The sequence below is a fragment of the Nocardioides sp. NPDC057767 genome (assembly GCF_042798275.1).
Classification (GTDB): Bacteria; Actinomycetota; Actinomycetes; order Propionibacteriales; family Nocardioidaceae; genus Nocardioides.
Genome location: NZ_JBHVKJ010000017.1, coordinates 1 through 23818, shown reverse-complemented (window position 1 = coordinate 23818; position 23818 = coordinate 1). Strand labels below are relative to the sequence as shown.

17 protein-coding genes are annotated in these 23818 nt (G+C 69.8%); 4 read left to right on the top strand and 13 right to left on the bottom strand.

Translation table 11 applies throughout. The annotated features are described in order from the left end of the window. Positions 1–43: 43 nt before the first annotated feature. The 4 genes from recD to ACFVDI_RS10815 all read right to left on the bottom strand — a co-directional run bounded on the left by recD (position 44) and on the right by ACFVDI_RS10815 (position 9722). The gene (recD, locus tag ACFVDI_RS10830; protein WP_378904157.1) at positions 44–1798 is read right to left on the bottom strand and encodes an exodeoxyribonuclease V subunit alpha; all 1755 of its coding nucleotides are present in this window, start codon (positions 1796–1798) and stop codon (positions 44–46) included. Further along, positions 1795–5085 (bottom strand): UvrD-helicase domain-containing protein, encoded by a 3291-nt coding sequence (locus ACFVDI_RS10825; protein WP_378904360.1) that lies wholly within the window; start codon positions 5083–5085, stop codon positions 1795–1797. Before ACFVDI_RS10825 ends, recD begins: the two co-directional genes overlap by 4 nt. Before the next feature lie 2 nt (positions 5086–5087). Continuing rightward, entirely contained in the window at positions 5088–8453 is a 3366-nt protein-coding gene (gene recC, locus ACFVDI_RS10820) for an exodeoxyribonuclease V subunit gamma (protein WP_378904154.1), read from the bottom strand. 672 nt (positions 8454–9125) lie between these two features. Continuing rightward, positions 9126–9722, bottom strand: a complete 597-nt coding sequence (locus ACFVDI_RS10815) for a hypothetical protein (RefSeq protein WP_378904151.1) — start codon at positions 9720–9722, stop codon at positions 9126–9128. Between the two features lie 104 nt (positions 9723–9826). Between ACFVDI_RS10815 and ACFVDI_RS10810 the strand changes: the two genes are divergently transcribed. Then, the gene (locus ACFVDI_RS10810; RefSeq protein ID WP_378904148.1) at positions 9827–10294 is read left to right on the top strand and encodes a hypothetical protein; all 468 of its coding nucleotides are present in this window, start codon (positions 9827–9829) and stop codon (positions 10292–10294) included. Then, a complete protein-coding gene (locus ACFVDI_RS10805) occupies positions 10291–11679 on the top strand; it encodes a hypothetical protein (RefSeq protein ID WP_378904145.1) in 1389 nt (462 codons plus the stop codon). The genes ACFVDI_RS10810 and ACFVDI_RS10805 overlap by 4 nt, the downstream gene beginning before the upstream one ends. 53 nt (positions 11680–11732) lie before the next feature. Here the strand turns inward: ACFVDI_RS10805 and ACFVDI_RS10800 are convergent, their stop codons facing one another. From ACFVDI_RS10800 to ACFVDI_RS10790, 3 genes are all read right to left on the bottom strand, one after another. Next, positions 11733–12230 carry a PGPGW domain-containing protein gene (locus ACFVDI_RS10800; RefSeq protein WP_378904143.1) on the bottom strand — a complete coding sequence of 166 codons (498 nt, stop codon included), beginning with the start codon at positions 12228–12230 and terminating at the stop codon, positions 11733–11735. 59 nt (positions 12231–12289) lie between these two features. After that, a complete protein-coding gene (locus ACFVDI_RS10795) occupies positions 12290–12664 on the bottom strand; it encodes a DUF805 domain-containing protein (RefSeq protein ID WP_378904140.1) in 375 nt (124 codons plus the stop codon). Positions 12665–12831: 167 nt separating this feature from the next. Continuing rightward, entirely contained in the window at positions 12832–14673 is a 1842-nt protein-coding gene (locus ACFVDI_RS10790; protein ID WP_378904137.1) for a phosphoenolpyruvate carboxykinase (GTP), read from the bottom strand. 332 nt (positions 14674–15005) lie between these two features. Here ACFVDI_RS10790 and ACFVDI_RS10785 point away from each other — a divergent pair, with 332 nt between their 5' ends. Continuing rightward, positions 15006–15467 (top strand): hypothetical protein, encoded by a 462-nt coding sequence (locus tag ACFVDI_RS10785; protein WP_378904134.1) that lies wholly within the window; start codon positions 15006–15008, stop codon positions 15465–15467. Between the two features lie 36 nt (positions 15468–15503). Next, complete coding sequence (gene argJ / locus ACFVDI_RS10780) at positions 15504–16652, top strand: bifunctional glutamate N-acetyltransferase/amino-acid acetyltransferase ArgJ (RefSeq protein ID WP_378904131.1); 1149 nt, start codon at positions 15504–15506, stop codon at positions 16650–16652. Positions 16653–16799: 147 nt separating this feature from the next. Here argJ and ACFVDI_RS10775 read toward each other — a convergent pair whose 3' ends face one another. The 6 genes from ACFVDI_RS10775 to ACFVDI_RS10750 form a co-directional block, all read right to left on the bottom strand. Then, a complete protein-coding gene (locus ACFVDI_RS10775; protein WP_378904128.1) occupies positions 16800–17480 on the bottom strand; it encodes a sirohydrochlorin chelatase in 681 nt (226 codons plus the stop codon). Continuing rightward, positions 17477–18631 carry a uroporphyrinogen-III synthase gene (locus tag ACFVDI_RS10770; RefSeq protein ID WP_378904125.1) on the bottom strand — a complete coding sequence of 385 codons (1155 nt, stop codon included), beginning with the start codon at positions 18629–18631 and terminating at the stop codon, positions 17477–17479. Before ACFVDI_RS10770 ends, ACFVDI_RS10775 begins: the two co-directional genes overlap by 4 nt. Positions 18632–18719: 88 nt before the next feature. Next, a complete protein-coding gene (nirD, locus tag ACFVDI_RS10765) occupies positions 18720–19067 on the bottom strand; it encodes a nitrite reductase small subunit NirD (protein WP_328528454.1) in 348 nt (115 codons plus the stop codon). Continuing rightward, the gene (nirB, locus tag ACFVDI_RS10760; RefSeq protein WP_378904121.1) at positions 19064–21691 is read right to left on the bottom strand and encodes a nitrite reductase large subunit NirB; all 2628 of its coding nucleotides are present in this window, start codon (positions 21689–21691) and stop codon (positions 19064–19066) included. The genes nirD and nirB overlap by 4 nt, the downstream gene beginning before the upstream one ends. Next, positions 21688–23181 carry an FAD-dependent oxidoreductase gene (locus ACFVDI_RS10755; RefSeq protein WP_378904118.1) on the bottom strand — a complete coding sequence of 498 codons (1494 nt, stop codon included), beginning with the start codon at positions 23179–23181 and terminating at the stop codon, positions 21688–21690. Before ACFVDI_RS10755 ends, nirB begins: the two co-directional genes overlap by 4 nt. After that, a partial coding sequence (locus ACFVDI_RS10750; protein ID WP_378904115.1) for a molybdopterin oxidoreductase family protein occupies positions 23178–23818 on the bottom strand: 641 nt, incomplete at its 5' end. The genes ACFVDI_RS10750 and ACFVDI_RS10755, both read right to left, overlap by 4 nt.

Here is a 23818-nt window from a genome sequence, read left to right as displayed (position 1 = left end):
GGTGCCAACTCGGCCGACGCGCGTGACGCCTCGGCGCGGGTGGTCAGTGGCCGAGGCGCTGGCGGAGACCGGAGGCGCGCTGCGCGCGGTGGGTGATCGCGGCGGTGACGGCGTCGGGGGTGCCGACGATGCGTACCCGCTCCTGGGCCCGGGTGACCGCGGTGTAGAAGAGCTCGCGGGTGAGCAGGGGCGAGTCGTCGGGCGGGAGCAGGACGGTGACGGACCTGGCCTGGCTGCCCTGGGACTTGTGGACGGTCATCGCGTGCAGGGTCTCGATGTCGCCGAGGCGTGAAGGGGCGTACGTCGCCCCGCCGGCGATCGCGACCCGGAGGTCTCCGGAGCTGTCCTGATAGGTGACGCCGGTGTCGCCGTTGAAGAGACCCAGGCCGTAGTCGTTGGCGGTGACGAGGACCGGGCGACCCGGGTACCACTCGTGGCCCCAACCGATGCCGAGCGGCTCGCCGGTGGTCTCGGCCAGGCCGCGCTCGATCTGCCGGTTCCAGTGGGAGACGCCCCAGGGGCCGTCGCGGTGGGCGCAGAGGAGACGCGACTCGTCGAGCATGCGTACGCAGCTCCCCGCGTCGCCCGCGAGCGCGGCCTCGTGAAGGGCGACGGCGTGGGTGACCAGGTCGCGTTCGACGCTCGCCATCGCAGACTCGTCGGCGGGGTCGACGAGCTCGACCGCGGGGTCGTCCGACGTCAGCACGTCGAGGGCCGCGTCGGCGTCGCCGTCCCGCAGCGCTGCGGCGAGGGCACCGATCGCACCACCGAAGCGATGGGTGGTGCGAAGCGCGGCGACGGCGTCGGGCGAGCGCACGGCGAGGCCGGCGACGAGGTCGGAGAGCACCGCGCCGGCCTCGACGCTGGCGAGCTGGTCGGGGTCGCCCACCAGGATCACCCGCGCTTCCGGGCGCACCGCCTCGAGCAGGCGGGCCATCATCGTCAGCGACACCATGCTGGTCTCGTCGACGACGATCACATCGTGCGGCAGCCGGTTGGTGCGGTGATGCTTGAAGCGCGTCGACGAGCCTGGCCGCCAGCCGAGCAGCCGGTGGAGGGTCGATGCCGTCAGGCCGTGAAGCCGGGCGCGGTCGTCGTCGGTGAACTGTGGTGCCCGCTGGGCACTCTCGACGGCCTCCTGCAGCCGCGCGGCCGCCTTGCCGGTCGGCGCGGTCAGCGCGACTCGCAACGGGGTCGGGGACTGCTCGGTGAGCAGCGCCAGCAGCCCGGCCACGGTCGTGGTCTTGCCGGTGCCGGGGCCGCCGGTGAGCACGGTCGTCGACTGCCGGGCGGCAGCCAGGGCGGCGGCGCGCTGCTCGGCGTAGCCCTCGCCCGGGAAGAGCCGGGAAGCGCTCGCCTCGAGCAGCGCCTCATCGGCCACGGGTCGGGGCGAGGCCAGGCGGGCGAGCAGGTCGTCGCGTACCTGCCCTTCCTCGCGGTGATAGCGGTCGAGGTAGAGCAGGCCTTCCTCGACCTGCACCAGGGACTGCGCGGCGAGCGGGCTGTCGGCGACCGCCTCCAGCCAGCCGGCAGCAGCCGGCCACGGCAGCGTCTCCTCGGTCTCCCGCAGGGCGGCCAGGTCGACGCACACCGACCCGTGCCGAACCGCACGGACCGCCAGCGCGACCGCCAGCCGCACCTCGTCGCGCTCCTCGCCGGTGAGCGCGGCGGCGCGGGTCGCGACGTGTACGTCGGCCGCGGTCAGCACGCCTTCCTTGTTGAACGACTCCAGCAGACCGGTCGCGGACCGGGCCAGGCGTGCGTCGAAGGGGTCGTCGGACTCCCACCGCTCGATCATGCGGCCGTGCCTCCATCCAGCAGGTCGGACAGCGCGACCGCCAGGGAGGCGGGCGGCTGCCAGGTGAAGACGCCGGTCGGGATGCCGTCGACGACGGGCGTGTCCGGGCCGAGCATCCCGCGGACGTAGAGATAGAGCACGCCGCCGAGATGCGTCTCGGGGTCGTAGCCGGGCAGGCGCCAGCGCAGGAAGCGATGGACCACCGCGGAGTAGAGCAGCGCCTGCAGCGGGTAGTGGGAGTGCAGCATGGCCTCGGCGAGCTTCGGCTGGGTGTAGTCCATCGCCTCCACGCCCAGGAAGTTGGTCTTGTAGTCGACCACGACGAACCGGCCGTTGGGCAGCCGCAGCACCACGTCCACCGAGCCGGTCAGGTAGCCCCGCAGCGACTGCTCGCCCAGGGGCGGGGCCTCCAGCCGGTCGGCGTACGTCACCATCGGGTCGTCCGCCGGGAGATGCTCCCGCAGCAGCGGGGCGAGATCGCTCAGCCGTACGTCCGGTGCCCCGGGTCCACGCGCATCGCCGCCGGCGAGCGGGATCTCGAAGTCGAGCTCGCGCAGCCGGTCGCGCAGCGGGATCCGGGCCAGCGTCAACCCGTCTGCCAGCGGGCCGAGCGGGGTCAGGTTGAGCGGCAGCATCGCGGCCGCGAGGTCCTCGGCCGAGGCCGGGACCGGCCACCAGCGCAGCTGCTCGCGAGTCTTCGCCAGCAGCTCCTCGGCCAGGTCAGGGGCCTCGGGGTCGGTGTGTTCGAGGACCGCGTGGACCAGCGATCCGAACCCGGCACCCTTCGGCAGCTCCGCCATCGGCGAGAGGTGCTCCTCCGGGGTCTCGACGAGCTCGACCTCCGATGGCGAGAGATCGGCGTCGTCGCCGATCGGCTCGTCGTCGGTGCCCTCGACCTCCGGCTCCGAGGTCGGCGTGACGCCCTCGTCGACCCGGATCAGCCCGGAGTAGGACGTACGCCGCCACTCCGCGTCCACCTCACGCGTGAACGCGCGCGCGGCGAGGACACCGGGGGGCGTCTCACGTAAGGGCGTCGCTGCAGCAACTGGTACAGCTTCCTCGGCCGTAGGACCGCCGTGGCGCGCAACATTGTCCAGCAAGCTTGCCGCGTGCTCGTCGCTCGGCACGGCTACATCGTCAGGAACAACCGCCTGTCCAGGACCTCGACCGAACAGCAGCCGGTGCAATCCGCCGGTGGCCGTATTGGCCGTCGGCGCCCACCACGCGACGACCTGCGACTGCGCTCGGGTCAGCGCCACGTACAGATCACGGAGCTTCTCGCCGACCTCCTCCGCCTTGTGGCGTTCCACATGCTTTGCCCACTGGGCACCGGTCCGGGTGACGTCGATCGTCCGCTGCCCGTCGGCGTCGTGGAAGCGCGCGACCTCGGGGTCGCGGACAAAGAAGTCGTAGGCGAAGGGCAGGTAGACGATCGGATACTGCAGCCCCTTCGAGCCGTGCACCGTCACGATCTGCACCGCCGCGGCGTCCGAGTCGAGCCGCCGCGGTCGCTCGGTGGCCGCCGAGCGCCGCCGCTCGTCGCGGAACCAGGTCAGCAGCGCCGGCAGCCCGAGCGAGTCGCGCACGGAGATGTCGTGGAGCAGCTGCCCGAGATGACGTACGTCGGTGAGCAGCCGCTCCCCGTCGGTGCGCCGCAGCACCCGCGCGGTGAGACCGCGCTCCTCCGCCGCCTCGATCAGCGCGGCGACACCCCGGCCGCGCAGCAGCAGCGCCCAGCCGCGCAGCGTGTCGGCGATGCGGGAGGTCAACGCCTCTCCGCCCGCGTCGAGCTCGGTCGCGGTGTAGCCGAAGAACACGCTCAGCCCGGCCGCTCGCACCAGCGGCGCCCGGTGGGGCGAGTCGAGCGCCTGCAGCAGCGCGAGCCAGTCCTCACCGGCGGGAGTCAGGAAGACGTCACCGCCGCCGGCCATCACCGCCGGGATGCCGTGCTCCTGCAGGACACGCTGGACCAGGAGCCCGTGGGAACGGATCGCGACGATGACCGCGATGTCCCCGGCCTGGACCGGCCGGTCGCACCAGGTGGCGTCCGAGCCGAGCAGCGCGGCGATGTCACCGGCGAGATCCCGGGCGATGTGGTTGCGTGCGTCACCGGCGGTGATCATCTTGCCGCGAGTGAGCTTGAAGCCGTTGCGGCCGACCCGGCGGATGCGGAACGGCGAGGGATTCGGTGCGTTCATCAGCCGGGAACCGTCGTGATGTGCCTTCACGTCGTGGACGACGATGTCGGGAGAGCCGAGCGCCGCTCCGCGCAGGACCACCTGGAGCCGCTCGACCAGCGGTGCGTCGCTGCGCCAGTTGGTGTCGAGCGTCGCCTGCGTCTCGGCCGTCCGGGCGGCGGTCAGATAGGTGAAGACGTCACCGCCGCGGAAGGCGTAGATCGCCTGCTTCGGGTCGCCGATCAGGACCAATGTCGCGTGACCCTCGAAGGCCCGTGACAGCACCTGCCACTGGACCGGGTCGGTGTCCTGGAACTCGTCGACGAGCACGATCCGCCAGCGCTGCCGCATCCGTGCCCGTGCGGGCGCGGAAGGATCCTCCAGGGCGACCGCGAGCCGGGAGAGCAGGTCGTCGTAGGAGAGGACGCCGCGCATCTGCTTGCGCCGGTCGACCTCGTCCCGCACCGCCTCCGCGAACCGCACCCGCGCACCGGCCACCGGGTCCTCTTCCGGCGCCGGGGCGATCCGCGACTGCGGGTCCTCGACCGCGGTGCGCGCCAGCCCGAGCGCGTCGTCGCGGTCGAACGGCGGGCGCTCCCGGGCCTCGCCGAACCATTGCAGATAGAGGTCGTCGACCACCTCGACGACCAGCTCGTCGAGCGACTCGACCAGCTCGGCACCGGTGTCGGTGTCACCGGCCACGCCCAGCGACCGCAGCACGAGCTGGCAGAACTGGTGGGTGGTCGCGATCGTGGCCCCGTCGAAGGAGGCGAGCGCGTCGCGCACGCGCTCGTGGCGTACGCGGACCTCCTCCTCGGGCACGTCCAGCAGCAGCTCGAGGTGGGCGTCGAGCGGGCTCGGGCGCCGCCCGGCGACCGCGGCCGCGAACGCCCGCTCGGCCTCGACCAGGTGGGAGCGCACCCGGTCGCGCAGCTCTTGGGAGGCGGCGCGGCCAAAGGTGATCGCCAGGATCTCGTCGAGCGTCGCGACACCCTCGACGACGTAGCGGGTGACCAGGGCCCCGATGGTGAAGGTCTTGCCGGTGCCGGCCGAGGCCTCGATCAGCGTCGTTCCGGTCGGGAGCGGGCCGGTCAGGTCGAATCCGTCCATGGTCACCAGCTCCCCTGCTCGGCTTTGAGCAACGGCGACCAGACCCGCATCGCGAGCGCGCCGAAGCGGGACGTCTCCCCGTCGAACTCCTCGCCCGGCTCCGGCGGATCACCCAGGCCCGGGATCGCGGACTTCGCGCCCCAGGCACGCACCTGCTCCACGTCGGACTCCTCGCCTTCGTAGCGTCCGTCGTTCCACTCCCAGCCCGCCTTGTAGAGCGCGTCGTCGACGCCGGCCTGGGTGCGCCGCTGGCGCGCGTAGGCGAGCGAGGTCTTCAGCGGCAGCGGAAGCGGCGCGGAGAGCCCCTTGTCGCGCAACCGCACCAGATCGCGCAGCACGTCGATCGCGGTGTGGTCGAGCGGCCCGAGCTGGGAGAGCCCGAACGGCGTACGCGACCTGGAGTTGCCCGGGCGACCCAGCGTCCAGGCGCTCCAGGCGCGGTCCTCGTCGGAAGCGGCCAGCGCGACCAGCTGCACCCACGACTCGATCCGCTGCTTGGCGCCCAGGCGGGAGTAGGTCACCGGCGCGAGCCGGTCGCCGTAGACCTGGGGCACGGTGCCGGTCAGGCGGCGTCCGTCGCCGAGGTCGACCTCGACGTCGACGGCGCGTGCCTGGCCGGTGGAGATGCCCGCCTGGCGCACCCGCAGCGCCTCGGCGGCGATCGGCTTCGCCTTGGTGATCACGTCGGTGAGGATGCGCCAGCCGAGCCACTTCGGCGGAAGTACGCCGCGCCGCCACTCCTGCTGCGTGGCCTGCTCCTCCGACATCCCGGCGAGCAGGTCATGAAGCAGCCGGTCGCCCACCGACCACTGCCCCAGCCCGTCGAGCTCGACCGGGAGCGCCTCGGAGAGCGGATCGTCGTCGTGGGGCAGCGCCAGCTCCAGCCGGTCCCGGAAGAACGCACGCACCGGGGCCCGGTAGAACGCCAGCAGCTCCTCGAGCGTCACGTCCCCGGTCGTGGCCGGCGTCAGCGGAGCGGGCAGGAGCTCCGGCGGCTCGACACGGTCCGACACCGCGGCGACGGCACCGGCCTCGGCGGCTCGGTCGAAGGAGAAGGGATGTCCCGCCACCAGTGCGCCGTGCGTCAGGTTGCGCGGGTCGAACGGCTGCAGCGGATGCCGGGTCGTCACGACCTCCTTGACCGGGCGCCCGTCGGCGGAGACCGCGGTCGCGTCCAGCGCGTCGAGCAGCTCCCCGAGCGGCACCGCGGGCGGCCGCGGCTGGCCCGAGTATTCGTTCGCCCCCGTGTAGGTCACCACCAGCGTCTCGGTCGCCGCCAGCAGCGCGTCCAGGAACAGCTGCCGGTCCTCGCTGCGCAGGTCGCGCTCACCGGTCTGCGGATCGCGGGCCAGCAGGTCGTCGCCGTCGGTGATCCCGACCCTCGGGAACACCCCGTCGTCCATGCCGAGCAGGCAGACCACCCGGTGCGGCACCGACCGCATCGGCACCAGCGTGGACACCGTCAGCGTCCCGGTGCGGAAGTTGGCGCGCGTCGCCCGCCCGGCCAGCCGCGCCCCCAGCAGCGCCCGCACGTCGGGCAGTCGCAGCTCGTCGACCTCGTGACCTCTGGCCGCGTCCCGCACCCGGGACAGCTCCCTCGTCACCTGGCCCGGCTGCCACTCGTCGTTGGCCGAGACCGACGTCAGCGCGGCGACACCCTCCTCGATCACCTTCAGCCAGTGCTCCAGCGGATGCACCCCGGCGAGCTCGTCGGTCACCTGCTCCAGCCGGTCGACGAGCTCGGCGAACCTCCCCGCCAGCTCGACCGAGCCGCTTCCCACGTCGTCGAGCGGCAGCGTCGTGTCGAGCCAGGTCGCCGAGTCCTCGGACATCGCCACTCCGGTGAGGATGCGGTCCATCCCGAATCGCCAGGTGTTGGCGACGTACGTCTCCAGCCCGAAGGGCTCACGGTGCTCCGCGTCGAAGCCCCACCTGATCCCGGCGTCTTTGGCCCACTCCTCGAGCTGCTCCAGCGCATCGTCGTTGAGCCCGAACCGGCGCCGCACCGGATCGAGATGAGCGAGATCGAGTACGTCGCTCACCCCCGCCCGGCCACCCGCCAGGTCGAGCAGCCTGGTGGCCACGTCCAGGAGCGGGTTCGTACGCGTCAGCGACCGGTCCGCCAGCTTGACCCGCAGCCGATGCGCCGGGTGTCCGGTCTCACCGATCATCTCGCCGAGCCCGAACCCGGCCTCGATCAGCGGCGCGAAGGTCTCGATGTCGGGGCACATCACCAGCACGTCCCGCGGCTCCAGCGTCGGGTCGTCCTCGAGCAGCCCCAGCAGCACCTCCCGGAGCACCTCGACCTGTCGGGCCTCGCCGTGGCAGGCGTGCACCTGGATCGAGCGGTCCTCCGGTGCGAGCACCCGGCTCGCCGCCTCTCCGAGGGTGTTGCCGCGGATGTCCTCCTGCAGCCATCCGAGCAGCCGGCCGTCGGTGTCGAACACACCGTCGGTGATCGCCTCTCCGGCGAACCCGTTCAAGGAGCGCTGCAGCTCCCGCGTATCCCGACCCTGTGTCGCCAGCAGCGGATGCCCGACCGCGTCGTGCGATCTGTCGGCGGTCCGGGCCACCGTCCCATCCAGCCCGGCGAGCGCCTCCCACAGGGCCTCCGAGGGATGCGGCAACCACAGGTGCACCTCGCGGTGCTCCCCCAGCGCCGCGACGAGCTCGACGTCGGTCGCCGACAGCCTCGTGTGCCCGAACAAGGAGACCCGCTCCGGCAGCTCGAACTCCCCCGGCGCCTCCTTCAGCTTCGCAACCGTCGCGGCCTGCCGCTCCACCGGCGTCGGTCCGCCGACCAGCCCGGCAACGGCTCGCCACAACGGCGGCTGCCACGCGAGGTCCTCGGCGATCTTCGCGCCGAGCCCGTCCGTGTCCCGCCCCGCACTCCAGTCGGCCACCACCGCCGGCCGCTGGTCCGCGTACGCAGCGAACAACCGCGCCAGCCTTCGGGCCAGCGCCAACCGCCGCCCCCGTCGCCGTACGCCTTCCTCCGTCGTGTCCCCGTGCCCCAGATGCTGCGCGAGCGGCCTCGCCCACGCCTCGTCCAGCGACCCGTCGATCGCCGCCAGCACCGGCCAGGTCAGCGACTCCGGCGCCCAGGGATCCTCGTCCCCCGTGCCCGCGATCTCGGCGAACAGCGACCAAGGCGTCCTGAAGTCAACCCCCGCGCAGATCCCGTCCGCACGCCCGCTGGCGGCACCCAGCCGATGCGAGAGCCGCTGCGACAACCACCGCTCCACCCCCCGCGCCGGCACCACCACGACCTCCGTCGCGAACGGGTCCCCCAGCGGCACCGACAACAGCTCGCCGAGCGAGTCGGCGAGCAGATCGGTCCGCGGCGCGCGGTGCAGATGTACGACCACAGACCGCAACCTATCGGGCACCGCCGACAGAGATCCTCAGGGCTCAGCGGCGCCCAACTCGTCTAAGCCTTAAACGTCGGCATGACCTGGTTGATCCACCCGTCGATCTGATCCTGGGTGGCCAAGTCAGGGTTAAAAGGACCATGCGACCGAGACCTCGATATCTCCAATCAACGCACCGTAGAGGTCGTAGGTCTGCGCTTCGCCAGATCCTCGAATGTCGAAGTACGTGGTCTCGCCAAACGTCACGTCCTTCAAACGCTCGACCTTCGAGTAGTCACCGATGACGTTGTCGCGGCTCGCTGTGGCGAGTTCGTCGCTGAAGGGTGCTAGGGACGAGCCAGCGTTGCAGATGCCGCGCCCAGCCCGAAACCCCTGCTTGTCCTTCGGCGAACCATGACGTAGCTGACGCCGTCTTCCAAACTGGCGGCCCAGTCCGGAGGCGCCTTGAACTGCGTCCCCTCGAGTTCGGCAACCTTCCACTCCGAGGAAGGATCTGCCGAAGTTGCCTCGCTCGGCGAAGCGGCACCGCTCCCCGTCGGTCCGTTGGCGTGGGGATTCTCGCTGCCACACGCACCACAGCGCAGGCGATGATGGTTGATCCAGCAATCGCTGTGAGACGGCGAACATCAGGGCGCTTGAGAGATGGTCACACGCTCCCAGACTGCGCAATCAGCCCTCGAACTCGAACGAAGGCATCACCTGGTTGATGAGCTCGTCGACCTCCTTGCGACTCACGAACTCAGGATTGAATGACCACGCCACGAAAACCTGACGATCGCCGACGACTGCGCCATATTGGTCAAACGTCTCGGCGGAGTTCGACCCACGAAGGTGAAAGAAGGTCGTGCCTCCGTACTTCACATCTGGGAGACGCTTGCCGTCTGGGTAGGCCGTCTCCACGCGACCAATCGCCGCTTTCGCAAGTTGGTCCACGTCAGAGGCAAGCGTTGTCCCGACATTGAAGATCCCCGATCCCGGCGAGAAGCCGTCTGCATCCTCGGGCGCACCGATGACGTAGCTCCCGTCCTCGGGCTTGACGTACCAGCCGCTCGGCGCGGTGAACTTCACTCCATCGAGCTCTGCCGTCTTCTCCTCGACAGTTGGTGCAGTAGGGGACTCAGAGCCCGCCGCGGTACCACTCGGCGCGGTCGCAGGATCGGATGGCTGATCAGCTCCGCCACCACACGAGCACAGCACAAGCGAAGCGATTGCCGCCACGACGGCCATGGCGGAGCGCGAGGACGGCAGGGTCCGAGATCCAGTCATGCCGGAGAGAATAGTGGGTCTTCACGATCATCATTGACCGTGACGATCCGATGGTGTCGTGTCTACACTTTGCCTACCGCAAGCGCACACTCGGGGAGGCCGACGTGGCAGGTTCACACTCGACCGGAGTCAACGAGGCCCTGGTCAATAGGATCAAGCAGGTCCTCACAGAGGCGAAGGACGACGTATACAAGGCTCACGTCGACAAGCCAGGGTCTGGGAACCTCGGCGGCAGCGCTAGTGGACAGACGCTTGAGAAGCTCATGAATTTGGCCACTGAGCGCATCAATTCCACGCTGTCTCAGACCAATGCTGCGCTGATCGACTTCATCGATGGCCTCGATAACGCCGTACGCGCCGTCAAGAACGCTGACGAAGAGGCTGAAGCCGCGTTCCGTACTCAGTTGACATCAGCTGTGGACCAGATCAACAGACCCTTCTTTGAGAACCTGGGCAGGGACGGCCGGCTCAACCTGCCGGACTTCAATCTCCCGTTCTTCCCGTCCTCTGAGGCGCTAGAGACAGCGGCCTCGCGCGCTGAGCTCGGGCAGGACCAGGAGGCGACCAAGTGAACGCGATCGCAGCAGGCGGCGGCATCAGCAAGGGCGGCATGATGGTGATCCTCAAGCAGTATGTCGCCACCGCGAAGCCCGACGAGGTGACAGCACGGCTCGACGACTGGAGGCAGGCACGCGAGGCATTGTCGCTCGCGGCCACGAACTTGGAGATGGCCAGCGGAGAATTGTCCAAGGCCTTTGAAGAGACGTCTCTCACCACCGAGGCCGCAAAGCGGGCGTTCCGCGAGGCAGCGGACAAGTTGAACACCAAGGTCGGTCAGCTCGATGCTGCAATGAAGGCCTTGGCGGAGGCACAGACTACAACCAAGTCGGCAAAGACTGCCCACGACCAGTTGGAGGGCAACCTCCCAACAAACCACGGACCGAGACCGGATCCATCCGCCTCCCAGTACGCGCAGTCAGGTTCTGGCGTGGACACCGCGACTGCCCAGTCGAATGCCAACCAGTTGAAATCGGACCAGGCAGCGTGGGCGGCCGAGGAGGCAAAGATCGCCGCAGCGGAGGAGGCTGCTGCGAAACTCATCCAGCAGATCGACGAAAGCAACTATTCGGCCCAGCCCCCAGTCCGCGAGATCACCGACGCACCAGACCCCGACGGTCCCAGTCAGGCTCCTTCAGCCCCATCATCCCCCGGCTCCTACAGCGCGATCGCAGCGTCGAAGGCCCGGATGGAGAAGTACAACTCCGGGACGCTCTACCCCGACGGCTGGGGCCACGAGCTGATCGCCCAGGAGAAGGCGAACATCGCGGCGCACGAGGCGGAGAACACGCCCGAGTGGAACGGCACGCAGTGGGTGAACGCCGACGGCTCGCCGGCGCCTTCGACGTCGTACGCGATGGTCGAGACGGCTGACGGTCTTGCGCCGCTCGCGGGCGGCACGGGCGGGATGACCGCGCTCGCGATCGGTGGCGGCGGGGCCCTGCTCGGGGCCGGCGTGGCCAAGGCGCTCGCCAACAAGTTCGCGGCGGGAGCTTCTGCCAAGGCAGCGACAGCCGGGGCCACGTCGAGGTCCGCAGCGGCCAGGGCCGGCGCTGCCGGTGCCCGCGCGGGAGCCGGAGCCGGAGCAGGAGCACGCGGCGCCGGGGCCGGAGCACGTGGCGCCGGAGCCGGCGCAGGTGCCCGCGGCGCTGGTGCGCGTGGGGCCCGAGGCGGCCCGACCGGCGCGGGCGGCCGTGGCGGACGTGGCGGGGCCGGCACGGGCAGCCGCGGCGGCCGGAAGGACGACAGGCGCAACGGCCAGGACCAGGACTGGCAGGCCGACTACAGCGACGACTGGACCGAGACCGCGAGCGACGTCCTGGACCCCAACGCGGCCCGCGGCTGGACCCCGAACCCGCCGCAGAGCGACGGCGCCGACAAGAACGGCCGGAAGCCCTAGCACCACGCGCGAAGACCGACCGTCGGCTCCGACGGTCGGTCTTCGCGTGAGAGTCAGGCGACCTTGTTCATCTCGCCGGTGTGCTCGATGGACTCGTCGAGCTGGTGGCGGGCGTCGGGGTGGCCGTGGAAGTGCTTGTAGGAGTAGCCGAGCACGGCGAGGGCGATGACGCAGGAGCCCAGCAGTGTGACGCCGGTCCACTCGCCGCCGAGGAGCCACAGGGAAGCCTCGAGGGGCCACCAGTGAGGCGCGGGCGGGCTGATCAGGAAGACCACGCCGACAGCACCGATGGAGAGCGCCCCCAGGGTGGACAGGATGATCCGCGGCCAGGTCTCGACGCCCTCGGCAGCCCCGCGCAGGGCACGGAGACGGACCGGCTCGACGTAGCGGCGGGCCCACGCGTACTGGCGGGAGAGCACGGCAAGTCCACCGAAGAGCATCAGCAGCCCCGGGCCCGGCAGCACCATCGCCGCGATCCCGGCGAGCACGAGCAGCCAGCCGAGGGTCTCGAAGACGAGCCGCTTCGCTGCAGCTCCTGCGAGGGACTTCATGTCAATAGCCTGCCATTCGGGGACAACCCCGAGAACCACCAGGGGAGTTTTGCGTGAGGTCATGCGGCCAGGTCGTACTTGACGCCCTCGGGGCTCGGGAACCTCAGCCACAGCACCGCGAGGACGATGTCGCCGACGATCGGTACGACCAGAATCAGCTGCCACCAGCCGGAGCGGTTGATGTCGTGCAGCCGGCGGGCGCCGAGCGCGATGGTCGGCAGGAACGCGACCAGCGCATAGAGACCGATCACGAGGCTCACCACGTCGTTCCGTGCCAGGACGAGGACGATGAGCAGCAGAAGGTTCACGAGCATCGGCCAGAGCAGTTCGGTGCGGCTGGCGCGACCCGAGAATGTCGCGTACTTCTTCCAGAACCGCGCGTACGCCTCGGTGATCGAGGCAGCACGAAGCGGCTGGTCAATGGGGATCGTCACGGGCAGGAACCTTAGGCGGCGGAGATCGACCGCGTAAATGTCTGGCCGGGCATCTGTTCCAGATCTAGACAAAGTTCATCTTCCCGTAGGAAACGGAAGCACACGGAAACATCGAAGGGCGGCGTACGGAAGAAAGTTCCGTACGCCGCCCCCGGCTGCGGTCTCGATCAGGCCTGAGCGGCCTCGTCGATGGCCGCAGCGACGCGCTTGTGCGCCTCCCAGATCTCCTCGGGCAGCTTGAACTGCTTGAGGTGCTCCTCGCGGAAGCCCATCTCCTGCTTCCAGCGGGCCAGGTCGAGGCTGAGGATCCGGTCGAGGTCCTCCTGCGGCAGCTCGAGGCCGCGCAGGTCGAGCTCGTCCTCGGTCGGGATGATGCCGACGGGGCTCTGCTGGCCCTTGACCTCACCCTTCTTGAACTGCAGCAGCCACAGCAGAGCGCGCACGTTCTCGCGGTAGCCGGGCCACAGGAAGTGACCGTCGTCGGAGTCACGCTGGAACCAGTTGACGTGGGCGAAGACCGGCTTGTCGCTGGCCTCGCCGATGATCTTCAGCCAGTGGCGGGCGTAGTCGCCCTCCTCGTAGGCGAGGAACGGACGCATCGACATCGGGTCGTAGCGGAGCACGCCCTCGAGGCCGTCGGCCGCGGCGGTCGCCTCGGCACCCAGGGTGAGGCCGTCGTAGACGCCCTCGGCCACGTCGGTGATCGCGCGGATCAGCGGCTCGCGGTCACGGGTGCGGCCGCCGAAGATGATCGCGTCGATCGGCACACCGGCGGCGTCGTCGAAGTCGGGGGCCGCGTTGGGCACCTTCGAGATCGGCGTGGTGAACCGGGAGTTCGGGTGCGCCCACGGCTCGCGGAGCTCGGAGTCGAGCCGGTCGGCGAGACGCTCGCCCTTCCAGTCGATCCAGCCGTCGAGGTCGTCCGGGTGGTGCTTGGTGAGCCCCTCCCACCAGACCTCCTGGGTCTTCTCGTTGTAGGCGACGTTGGTGAAGATCGCGCCCGAGCCCGGCAGGATCGCCTCGATGGCGCCGGGGTTGGTCTTCTCGTTGGTGTCCTTGGCGACACCGAAGACACCGTTCTCCGGGTTGAAGGCGCGCAGCTTGCCGTCCTCGCCGACCCAGATCCAGGCGATGTCGTCGCCGTAGAAGGTGACCTCGTAACGCTCACCGAGGGCGTCGGGCGAGAGCGTCATCGAGAGGTTGGTCTTGCCGGAGGCCGAGGGGAAGCCGCCGACGACGTGGAAGTCCTCGCCGGTCTCCTTGTCCTTGATGCCCAGCAGCAGGAACTGCTCGGCCAGGAACTTGCCGGAGGCGCGGCCGTCGTAGCAGGCCTGGCGCAGGCCGTGGGCGATCTTGCCCAGCAGCGCGTTGCCGCCGTAGGAGGAGCCGAAGTGCAGGATCGTACGCTGGTCGGCGACCGTCGCGAACAGACGCTGGTCGTTGTCGGTGCCCTGCCCGAGGTTGGGCAGGTCGCCGGTCACGTGCACGGCACGGACGAACGAGTTCGGGTCCTCGAGGTTGTTGATGTAGTCGATGCCGACACGGGCCATCCGGATCATCTGCTGCACGACCGGACGGCTGTCGGTGAGCTCGACGCCGGCGGCGTAGGCCTCGAGCGGGCTGCCCGCGGGAGCCATCAGGTAGGGGATGACGTACATCGTCTTGCCCACCGAGGCACCGGTCATCCGCTCGGTGAGCGTCTTGACGGTCTCGTCGGCGGGCTTCCAGTTGTTGTAGACGCCCTTGTCCTCCGGGTTGGAGGTGGCGACCACGGTGCGCTCCTCGGAGCGCGCGGTGTCCTTGCTGTAGGAACGGCTGTAGTAGCGACCACCCGTCACCGGGAGGAGCTCACCGGCCTCCAGCGACTCCTGGAGGAGCCGCTCGTCGTCGGCTGCGCTGACAACCTCGATCTGCTCGGCTCCGGTCACCCCTGCCCAGTAGGAGACATACTCCCGCACATGAGGATTCGTCAGCCCCGCCTCATCGAGGACCTTGTCCACGTCAACCATTCCGACACCCTTCAAAAGTTTCGCCGATTGCAGGCACGTTACCCCAGTTGAAGAGGCCTCCAACCGGGGTACCGTGCACCAGAGTGGGTCATCCATCACGGGCCTGGACAATTGATCGATCCAACCGCAGGCGATGTTCCGATAGCCGGTCCCGATACCCTCGTGACCCCCATGTTTAAGTGAGAAACGCCTCATTTCGGAGGCTCGTCCGTAATGTGGATGTGACGCCGATGTCGCATCGTGACACGAATTACATCTAAGGTTTCGCGAGTGATCCCCCAACACACTTCCGTTGAATTGTTTCAACTCCTGCGCGGTCCAGAGGTCGGCTGATGGACCTCATTCTCGGGACCTTCGCCGCTTCCTTCACCGGAGGACTCTTCCCCCTCATCAACTTCGAGACCTACCTCGCGGTCGCCGCCTCGAACCTGACCTTCTCAGCCCTCATCCTCGCCCTTGTGGCGGGAATCGGCCAGACCAGCTCCAAGGTCGTCTGGTACTACGCCGGCCACGGCACCACGTCTCTCCCCTTCGTCCGCAAGAAGATGTCGTGCGAGAAGTGGCAGCAGCGGATGGCGAAGTGGGAGCGGCGTACGCAGGGCCGGCCCGCCTACGCCGGCGGCCTGCTCGCGGTCGCCGCGCTCAGCGGACTGCCGCCGCTGGCGATCCTCGCGGTGGTCTACGGCTCCCTCAAGGCCAACCTGATGCTCTTCGTCGGGATCACGTTCGTCGGTCGCGTACTCCGCTCGTGGATGATCCTCGAGGCGGCAGCGTTCGCCTGGTTGCGGACATAGAGCACGCCTCGCCACGACTGGTTCTAGGCTGTCCGCATGCCTCAGCCAGCCGGATTCGTCGGAGTCACCGCCAACCTCGGTCTCAAGGAGGGCGCTGACGACTTCGCCGTCGTCGCCGCCCCCTCGGGCCCGGTCACGAGTGCCGCGGTCTTCACCCGATCCCGCTTCGCCGGCGCCTCGGTGCTGCTCTCCCGATCCTCGGACCTCGCCGCGTTCCGCGGGGTGGTGACGATCTCGAAGAACGCCAACGTCGCGACCGGCCCGACGGGCGAGGCCAACGCCCTGGAGGTACGCCGCCTCGCGGCCGACATCGTCGGGGTCCGCCCCGAGGAGCTGCTGGTCGCATCGACCGGCGTGATCGGTGTGCAATACCCGATGGACGTGCTCACGCCCGCCCTGGAGAAGCTCGCCGGCACCGCCGGCGAGGCAGACTTCGAGGCGGCCGCGGCGGCGATCATGACGACCGACACGATCGCCAAGATCGAGACCCGGACCGTCGGTGGAGCAACGATCGTCGGGATCGCCAAGGGCGTCGGGATGCTCGAGCCCGACATGGCGACGATGCTGACCTACTTCTTCACCGACGCCGAGGTGTCCGCCGCCGATCTCGACGCGGCCTTCCGCCGGGTCGTCGACCGCACCTACAACGCCGTCTCGATCGACACCGACACCTCGACCTCCGACACCGCCGCGATCTTCGCCTCGGGTGCGGCGGGCGCGGTCGACCTCGCCGAGTTCGAGGCGGCGCTCTACGACGCCGCGCTCGCGCTGGTGAAGAAGATCGCCTCCGACGGCGAGGGAGCCTCCAAGCTGATCACGGTCTCGGTCGGCGGTGCCCGCGACGACGCCCAGGCCAAGCGGGTCGGCAAGGCCATCGTCAACTCACCGCTGGTCAAGACCGCCGTCCACGGCGCCGACCCCAACTGGGGCCGGGTCGCGATGGCGATCGGCAAGCTCCGCGAGGAGACCGACATCTCCCCCGAGCACGTCCGCATCGCCTTCGGCGGCACCGAGACCTACCCCGCACAGGTCTCGGCAAATCTATTGGCGGATTTGTCGACTTATCTGTCTGGCGACGAGGTCTCGATCGAGGTCGACCTCGGCATCGCCGAGGGTGAGTTCACCGTCTACGGCTGCGACCTCACCGACGGCTACATCCGCATCAACGCCGACTACACGACCTGACGGTCCCCGGTCGGTGGATGTTCACCGAGGTAACTCGGTGGACGCTCACTGCCCTCGTGGAACTCCGCGAAGGAAGTGGATGCTCACCGAGGTACCTCGGTCAGCATCCACACACCGGCCGCCGCGATGTGTCCACCGAACCCGCACCTACCCGACCTGCGCCTGCCCACCGCCGACCTCGCCGAGAAGGGCGGAGGCGCGGCGTACGACCAGCTCGACCACGTCGGGGTGGGGACCGATGACGTCGGCGACGGTCTCCGCGCCGGCGGCCTCGGCACGCGCCCGGACCATGTCGGAGAAGAAGCCGGGCGCGAGCAGGTAGGGCGAGACGGCGTCGCCGGGGCGTACGACCTCGTCGATGGCCGGGGCTCCGGAGCCGGAGAGCGTGGCGACCCGGACCGGACCGCCCCAGCCCTCCGCCAGCAGCTGACCGGCCGCGGCGATGTCGGCCCGGGCGTCGGGATCGTTGGAGCCGGCAGCGACCAGGACCACAGGCTGACCGGGCGAGACACCCGCCGCGACCAACCGGGAGATCTGCGCGGAGGCGAGCAGCGGGTCCGGCCCGAGCGCGCCGCCCATCGTCACCGGCAGCCCCTCGGCGGCCTGCGGCAGGTCGACCTTGATGTGGTAGCCGGTCGAGAGCAGCAGCGGGACCACCACGGATGGCTGCCCCTCCGCCAGGACATCGGTCAGGAGCGGCTCGCAGAGCTCGACGTACGCAGCCTTCGACTCCATCGCGAGCACACGGCCTGCGCGCTTGGCGATGATCGAGGCGACGGCGTTGCCGAGCAGCTGCCGGGTGCCGTGGGCGGCGACGACGAGTCTCATGAGGCCACCGCCAGTCGGTAGCCGCGCTTGACGACGGTCTGGATCGTCTTGGTGCCCAGCGCCGAACGGAGCCGGGCGACCGCCATCTCGACCGCGTGCTCGGAGCCGGCGGTGCCGGAGGGGAGCATGGCGAGCAGGGCCTGCCGGGAGACGACGTTGCCCGGGTTGGCGACGAGCGCGCCCAGGACGGCGGCGGGGGCCGGGGACAGCTTGACCTCGGCCCCGTCGAGGATGACCGCGTCGTCGTGGAGCAGCAGCTGATGGCCACCGACCAGCTCGATCATCAGTCCGGAGCGGCGCAGCGGCAGCTCCGTCTCGAGCATCTTGACCATCGCCGCGGTGCGGGAGCGGTCGGGGACCATCGTCGGCACGCCCCACATCTCGAACGCGGCGGCGGTCACCGGACCGACGCAGGCAGCGACGACATCGGCCTGGAACGCCGCCACCACCTCGTCGCGCAGGCCGACCGAGCCGGCCGCCTGCATGAACGCCGCCACGGCCGGCGCGGAGGTGAAGGTGACCGCGTCCAGCTCACCGTCGGACAGGGCCTCGACCAGCCGGAACATCGGCTCCGGGTCCGAGGCCGACTCGACCCGGTAGACGACCACGTTGATCACCTCGGCACCCTGGCGGGTCAGCGCGTGCGCGACCATCGACAGCGACTGGCCGTGCTCCTGCACCACGATCCGCTTGCCGCTCAGGTCGCGGCCGCGCAGGTGCTCCAGGACGTCGTCGAACTCTTCCGACTCAGGTGCCCACAGCTCCCGCAGACCCCGTCGCCGGAGCGCTCCGACCGATTTCGGTCCGCGTGCCAGTATCTCGGCGCCGCCGAGCGTCTCCAGCAGCTGGTCGAGCAGTCCCCACTCCTCGGCCGCGTCGAACCAGGTACGCATCCCGATGCCGGTCGTCGCCAGGAACATGTCGATCTTCTGGCCGACGATCTGCTCGGTCACCGCACGCAGCGCGCCTGCGTCGACCCGGTTGGGGTCGACGGAGAGCGCGGGCGCCCAGACCACCTGGGAGCCTCGCCTCTCGAGCAGGTTGATCTGCTCCTCGGCCTTCCGCGCCGCGGTCACCCCGACACGGAAGCCGCTCAGCGCGCCACTGTCCACATCGGAATCGTAGATCTCCTGAGCATTCTGCACCGCCATGCTTCCACCTTGCGGCGGCAGCGTTTCGTCGTACGCGGGCTGCTCGATCGGCGGCGCTAACTTTCGCTCACGGCCTCACAGGCGTGATCTACCCCCGGCGGGCCCCGATGCGTACCTCCCCGTCGACGACCTCGACCTCGTAGGTCGCGACCGACACCGACGGGTCGTCGAGGCACAGACCGGTCTCGAGCGCGAACGGCTGCTTGAGCAGGGGCGATGCGACGAACGGCACCTCGCCACGCGTGCCGACGATGCCCCGGGCGAGCACCGAGGCGTGGCCGTACGGATCGAAGTTGGAGAGCGCGAAGACGCGGTCGTCCAAGGTCCGGAAGACGGCCACCGCCTCGCCCCTGACCAGCGCGGCGATGCCGGTCTCGGGGTCGATGTCGTCGAGGCGACAGACGGAGATGTACGTCTGGGTCTGCGTCTGGGTCATCGCGACTCCTCCAGGGTGGGTGCGCCGACAGGGATGGTGGCACCGAGCCCCACCGGTCCGACAACGGCCGGGCCGTCGGCGACGTCCGGCACGATCTGGCCACGGGTGGACCCGAAGGAGATGTTGGGGTCCGGGATCTCGGGGGCGTTGACGAAGGAGACGAACCGCTTGAGCTTCTCCGGGTCCTCGATCGTCGCCTTCCACTCGTCGAAGTAGCCGTCGACGTGGGTGGCCATCGCGGCCTCGAGCTCGGTGCCCAGGCCGAGGACGTCGTCGACCACGACCTCGCGGACCCGGTCCAGGCCTCCGTCGAGGGAGTCGATCCAGGTCGAGGTGCGCTGGAGGCGGTCGGCGGTACGCACGTAGTACATCAGGAAGCGGTCGAGGTAGCGGACCAGCTCCTCGGTGCTCAGGTCGCCGGCGAGCAGCTGGGCGTGCGCCGGGATGGCGCCACCGTTGCCCCCGACGTACAGGTTCCAGCCCTTCTCGGTGGCGATGACACCGAAGTCCTTGCCGCGGGCCTCGGCGCACTCGCGGGCACACCCGGAGACGCCACCCTTGAGCTTGTGCGGCGAGCGCAGCCCGCGGTAGCGGGTCTCCAGCATGATCGCGAGGCCGACGGAGTCCTGGACGCCGTAGCGGCACCAGGTGGAGCCGACGCAGGACTTCACGGTCCTGAGCGACTTCCCATAGGCATGGCCGGACTCGAACCCGGCGTCGACCAGACGCTTCCAGATCGCGGGCAGGTCCTCCATCCGGGCGCCGAACATGTCGATGCGCTGGCCGCCGGTGATCTTGGTGTAGAGGCCGAACTCCTTGGCCACCTCACCGATCACGATCAGGCCCTCGGGGGTGATCTCGCCGCCGGGGATGCGCGGGACGACGGAGTAGGAGCCGTTCTTCTGGAGGTTGGCCAGGTAGGCGTCGTTGGTGTCCTGGAGCTTGCGGTTCTCCTTGGCCAGCACGTGCCCGTTGAGCTGGCTCGCCAGGATGCTCGCGACGGCGGGCTTGCACAGGTCACAGCCGCGGCCGGTGCCGTGGGCCTCGATGATCTCGTCGAAGGTCTTGTAGCCGTGGATCAGCACCACGTCGAACAGCTCGGCGCGGGTCATCTTGAAGTGCTCGCACAGCGAGGTGTCGACGGTCTTGCCCTGGGCGGTGAAGTAGTCCTCGACGATCTTCTTCACCTGCACCTTGCAGGAGCCGCAGGTGCTTCCCGCCTTGGTGGTCTTGGTGACGTCTGCGGCACTCTCGCAGCCGTTGTCGACGGCCGCCTCGATGTCACCGCGGGTGACGTTGTTGCACGAGCAGATCTGTGCCTCCGGCGGAAGCTGGATCCCTCCCCCACCGCCCGTGGACTGGGGGAGGATCAGCTCCTCCGGGTTCTCCGGAAGCGTCATGCCCGAGGCGACCATCGGCCGGAGCAGCCCGTAGGCGCTCGCGTCGCCGACCAGTACGCCGCCGAGCAGGCGGGTGCCGTCCTCGCTGATCACCAGCTTCTTGTAGACGCCTGCGACGGCGTCGGAGTAGGTCAGCTCGAGGCACTCCTCCGTGGTGCCGTGCGCGTCACCGAAGCTGGCGACGTCGACGCCGAGAAGCTTGAGCTTCGTCGACATGTCGGCACCGGTGAAGGTGCCGGCACCGCCGAGCAGGGCGTCGGCGACGACCTCGGCCATGTCGTAGCCGGGGGCCACCAGGCCGTACATCTTCCCGCCGGGCGCGGCACACTCGCCGACCGCCCACACGTGCGGGTCGGAGGAGCGGCACTGCTCGTCGACGAGCACGCCGCCGCGCTCGGCCAGGTCCAGGCCGGCCGCGCGGGCCAGCGCGTCCCGCGGCCGGATGCCGGCGGAGAAGACGACCATGTCGACCGCCAGCGGCTCCTCGACGTCCTTGAACTTCAGCGCGCTGACCTTGCCGTCGAGGATGCCGTCGGCGTCCGCGTCGACGACCGCGATCTCCTCGATCGAATCCGGCGAGATCGACTCCGTCATCACACCGGTGTGGACGGTGAGGCCGAGCTTCTCGATGTGACGCTTGAGCGTGTTGCCGCCGGCGTCGTCGATCTGGACGGCCATCAGCCGCGGCGCGAGCTCGACGACATGGGTCTCGACCCCGAGCTGGTGCAGCGCGTTGGCGGCCTCCAGCCCGAGCAGGCCACCGCCGATCACGGCCCCGGCCTTCGCGGTCTTCGCGGCCTCCCGGATCGCCTCGAGGTCCTCGATCGTGCGGTAGACGAAGACGTTCCCGAGCTCCGAACCCGGCACCGGCGGCACGAACGGCGCCGCTCCGGTGGCGAGCACCAGCTCGTCGTACGCCATCTCCTCGCCGTCGGCGAGCATCACCGTCTGGGCCGCCGGGTCGATCTCGACGACGCTCGTGCCGGTGCGCAGCGTGACCCGCGGGTCCTCGTAGACCCCGGAGGGAAGGAAGGAGAGGGCCTCGGCGCCGACCTCGAAGAAGCTGGTGAGGGCGACCCGGTCGTACGCCGGACGCGGCTCCTCACCGAAGACGACGATGTCGTGGGTCTCGGTGAGACCGCGCTCGATGGCGGCGGTCACGAAGCGGTGACCGACCATGCCGTGGCCGACCACGACGACCTTCTTGCGGAGGTGAGGGCTCATGATGTTGTTCCTTCCACACTGAGCTGCCCGTTACTGATCTGGCTGGCACTGATCTGACTGGCGTTGAGCTGGTTGCCACTGGGCCGAGTGGCCAGGAGCTGACGTACGGTCGGCGCGCAGCCGCCGCAGCCGGTGGTGGCCCGGGTGGTGTCGCGTACGTCCTCGAGGGACCGGCACGCCCGGATCCGGCCGGCGCTGACACCGGCGCAGGCGCACACCTCCGCGTCGTCGGGGAGCTGTGGGATCCCGGAGCCCGACGAGGACGGCTCGGGCAGCAGCAGCTGTCCGGCCTCGTGCTCGCCGAGGACGGTCTGGCGGTCGAAGGCCTGGGTGATCAGGCCGACCCGGCTCAGGTCGCCGACGAGGGCGCCGGCGACGATGCGGCCGTCGCGTACGACCAGCTTGCGGTGGGTGCCCTTGATCGGGTTGGCGATCTCGACGACCTCGCCGGTCTCGTTCTCGGGCTCGCCGAGGACGCAGACGTCGAGGTCGGTGGCGCGCAGGCGGGCGACGACGCGGTGTCCCTCATAGGCCGCCTGGTTGCCGGCGAGGACCTCGGCGAGGACACCGGCCTGCTCCCAGGCCGGGCTCACGAAGCCGGTGGTCGTCGCGTTGTGCTCGGCGCAGTCGCCGATCGCATAGACGTCGGGGTCGTCGACGCTGCGGAGCTGGTCGTCGACGACGATGCCGCGGTTGACGGTGAGCTCGGCACGACGGGCGAGGTTGGCGCGGGGGCGGCCACCTGCGGTGAGCACCACCAGGTCGGTCTCGAGGGTGTAGCCGTTGTCGAGCTTGAGGCCCTCGTCGGTCAGCCGGGTCGCCCGGGCGCCGAGGTAGACCTGGGTGCCGAGCTTGGCCATCGACCGCTTCAGCACCTTGCCGGCCGACGCGTCGACCTGGCTGCTGAGCAGGTGGTCACGACCCTCGACGATCTCGGTCTCGATCCCGCGCACCGCGAGGGCGCGGGAGACCTGGAGCCCGAGCAGGCCACCGCCGACGATCACCGCGCTCCGCGGGTGGTCGTGCAGCGTGTCGAGCAGCCGAGCGCAGTCGTCGAGGCTGCGGAACGCCTGCACCCGCGGGTCCATCGAGCCGTCCATCCGCACCACGCCGCGGATCGGCGGCAGGCTCGGGATCGCCCCGGTGGCGAGGACGACCTGGCCGTAGGGGATCCGCGTCCGGTCGGCGAGCTCGACCGTCTTGGTGTCGCGGTGGATGTCCACGACGAGGCTGTTCAGGCGGAGGTCGACTCCCCGGTCGGCGTACCACTGCCTCTCGCGCAGCGCGAGCGCGCCGGGACGGTGGGTGCCCTCGAGCACCGCGGAGAGCAGGATCCGGTTGTACGGCACGTGCTGCTCCTCCGCGAGCACGGTCGTCTGCGGGCCGAGGCCGCGCGCGACCAGTCCCTCGACGAGGCGTGCCGCGGCCATGCCGCCACCGATGATGACGATCCTGCGCTCGGTCATGGGCTCGGTCATGGGCTCGCTCATGCGCTCACCGCCGCGGCACAGACCTTGAACTCCGGCATCCGGCTGGAGGGGTCGAGGGCGTCGTTGGTGAGCTTGTTGGCACCGACCCAGTGGAAGGGCACGAAGACCGTGTCCGGGCGGATCGTGGTCACGATCCGCGCGGGCGCCTTCATCTCGCCGCGCGGGGTGCGGACGACGACCGGGTCACCGTCGTGGGCGCCGACCCGGTCGGCGAGCAGCGGGTGGATCTCGACGAAGGCGCCCTCGTCGGGAAGGTCCTTGATCCGCCGGGTCTGGGCCCCGGACTGGTACTGCGCGAGCACCCGGCCGGTCGTCAGGTGGAGCGGGTAGTCGGCGGTCGGCTGCTCGGCCGCGCCGCGGTGGTCGACGTCGATGAAGCGGGCCCGGCCGTCGGCGTGAAAGAAGGAGTCGGCGAAGAGGCGCGGGGTGCCCTCGGTGCCTTCCGGACAGGGCCAGAAGACGCCGTTCTCTTCGCGGATGCGGTCGTAGGTGATGCCGCTGTAGTCCGCCTTGCCGCCCTTCGTGGCGGCTCGGAGCTCCTCGAAGATCTCTTCGGGGTCGGTCGACCAGGTCGGTCCGGGTAGTCCAGGGAGTTTCCGTCGGTCTACTGGCGAGTAACCGACGGAAACTCCCTGGA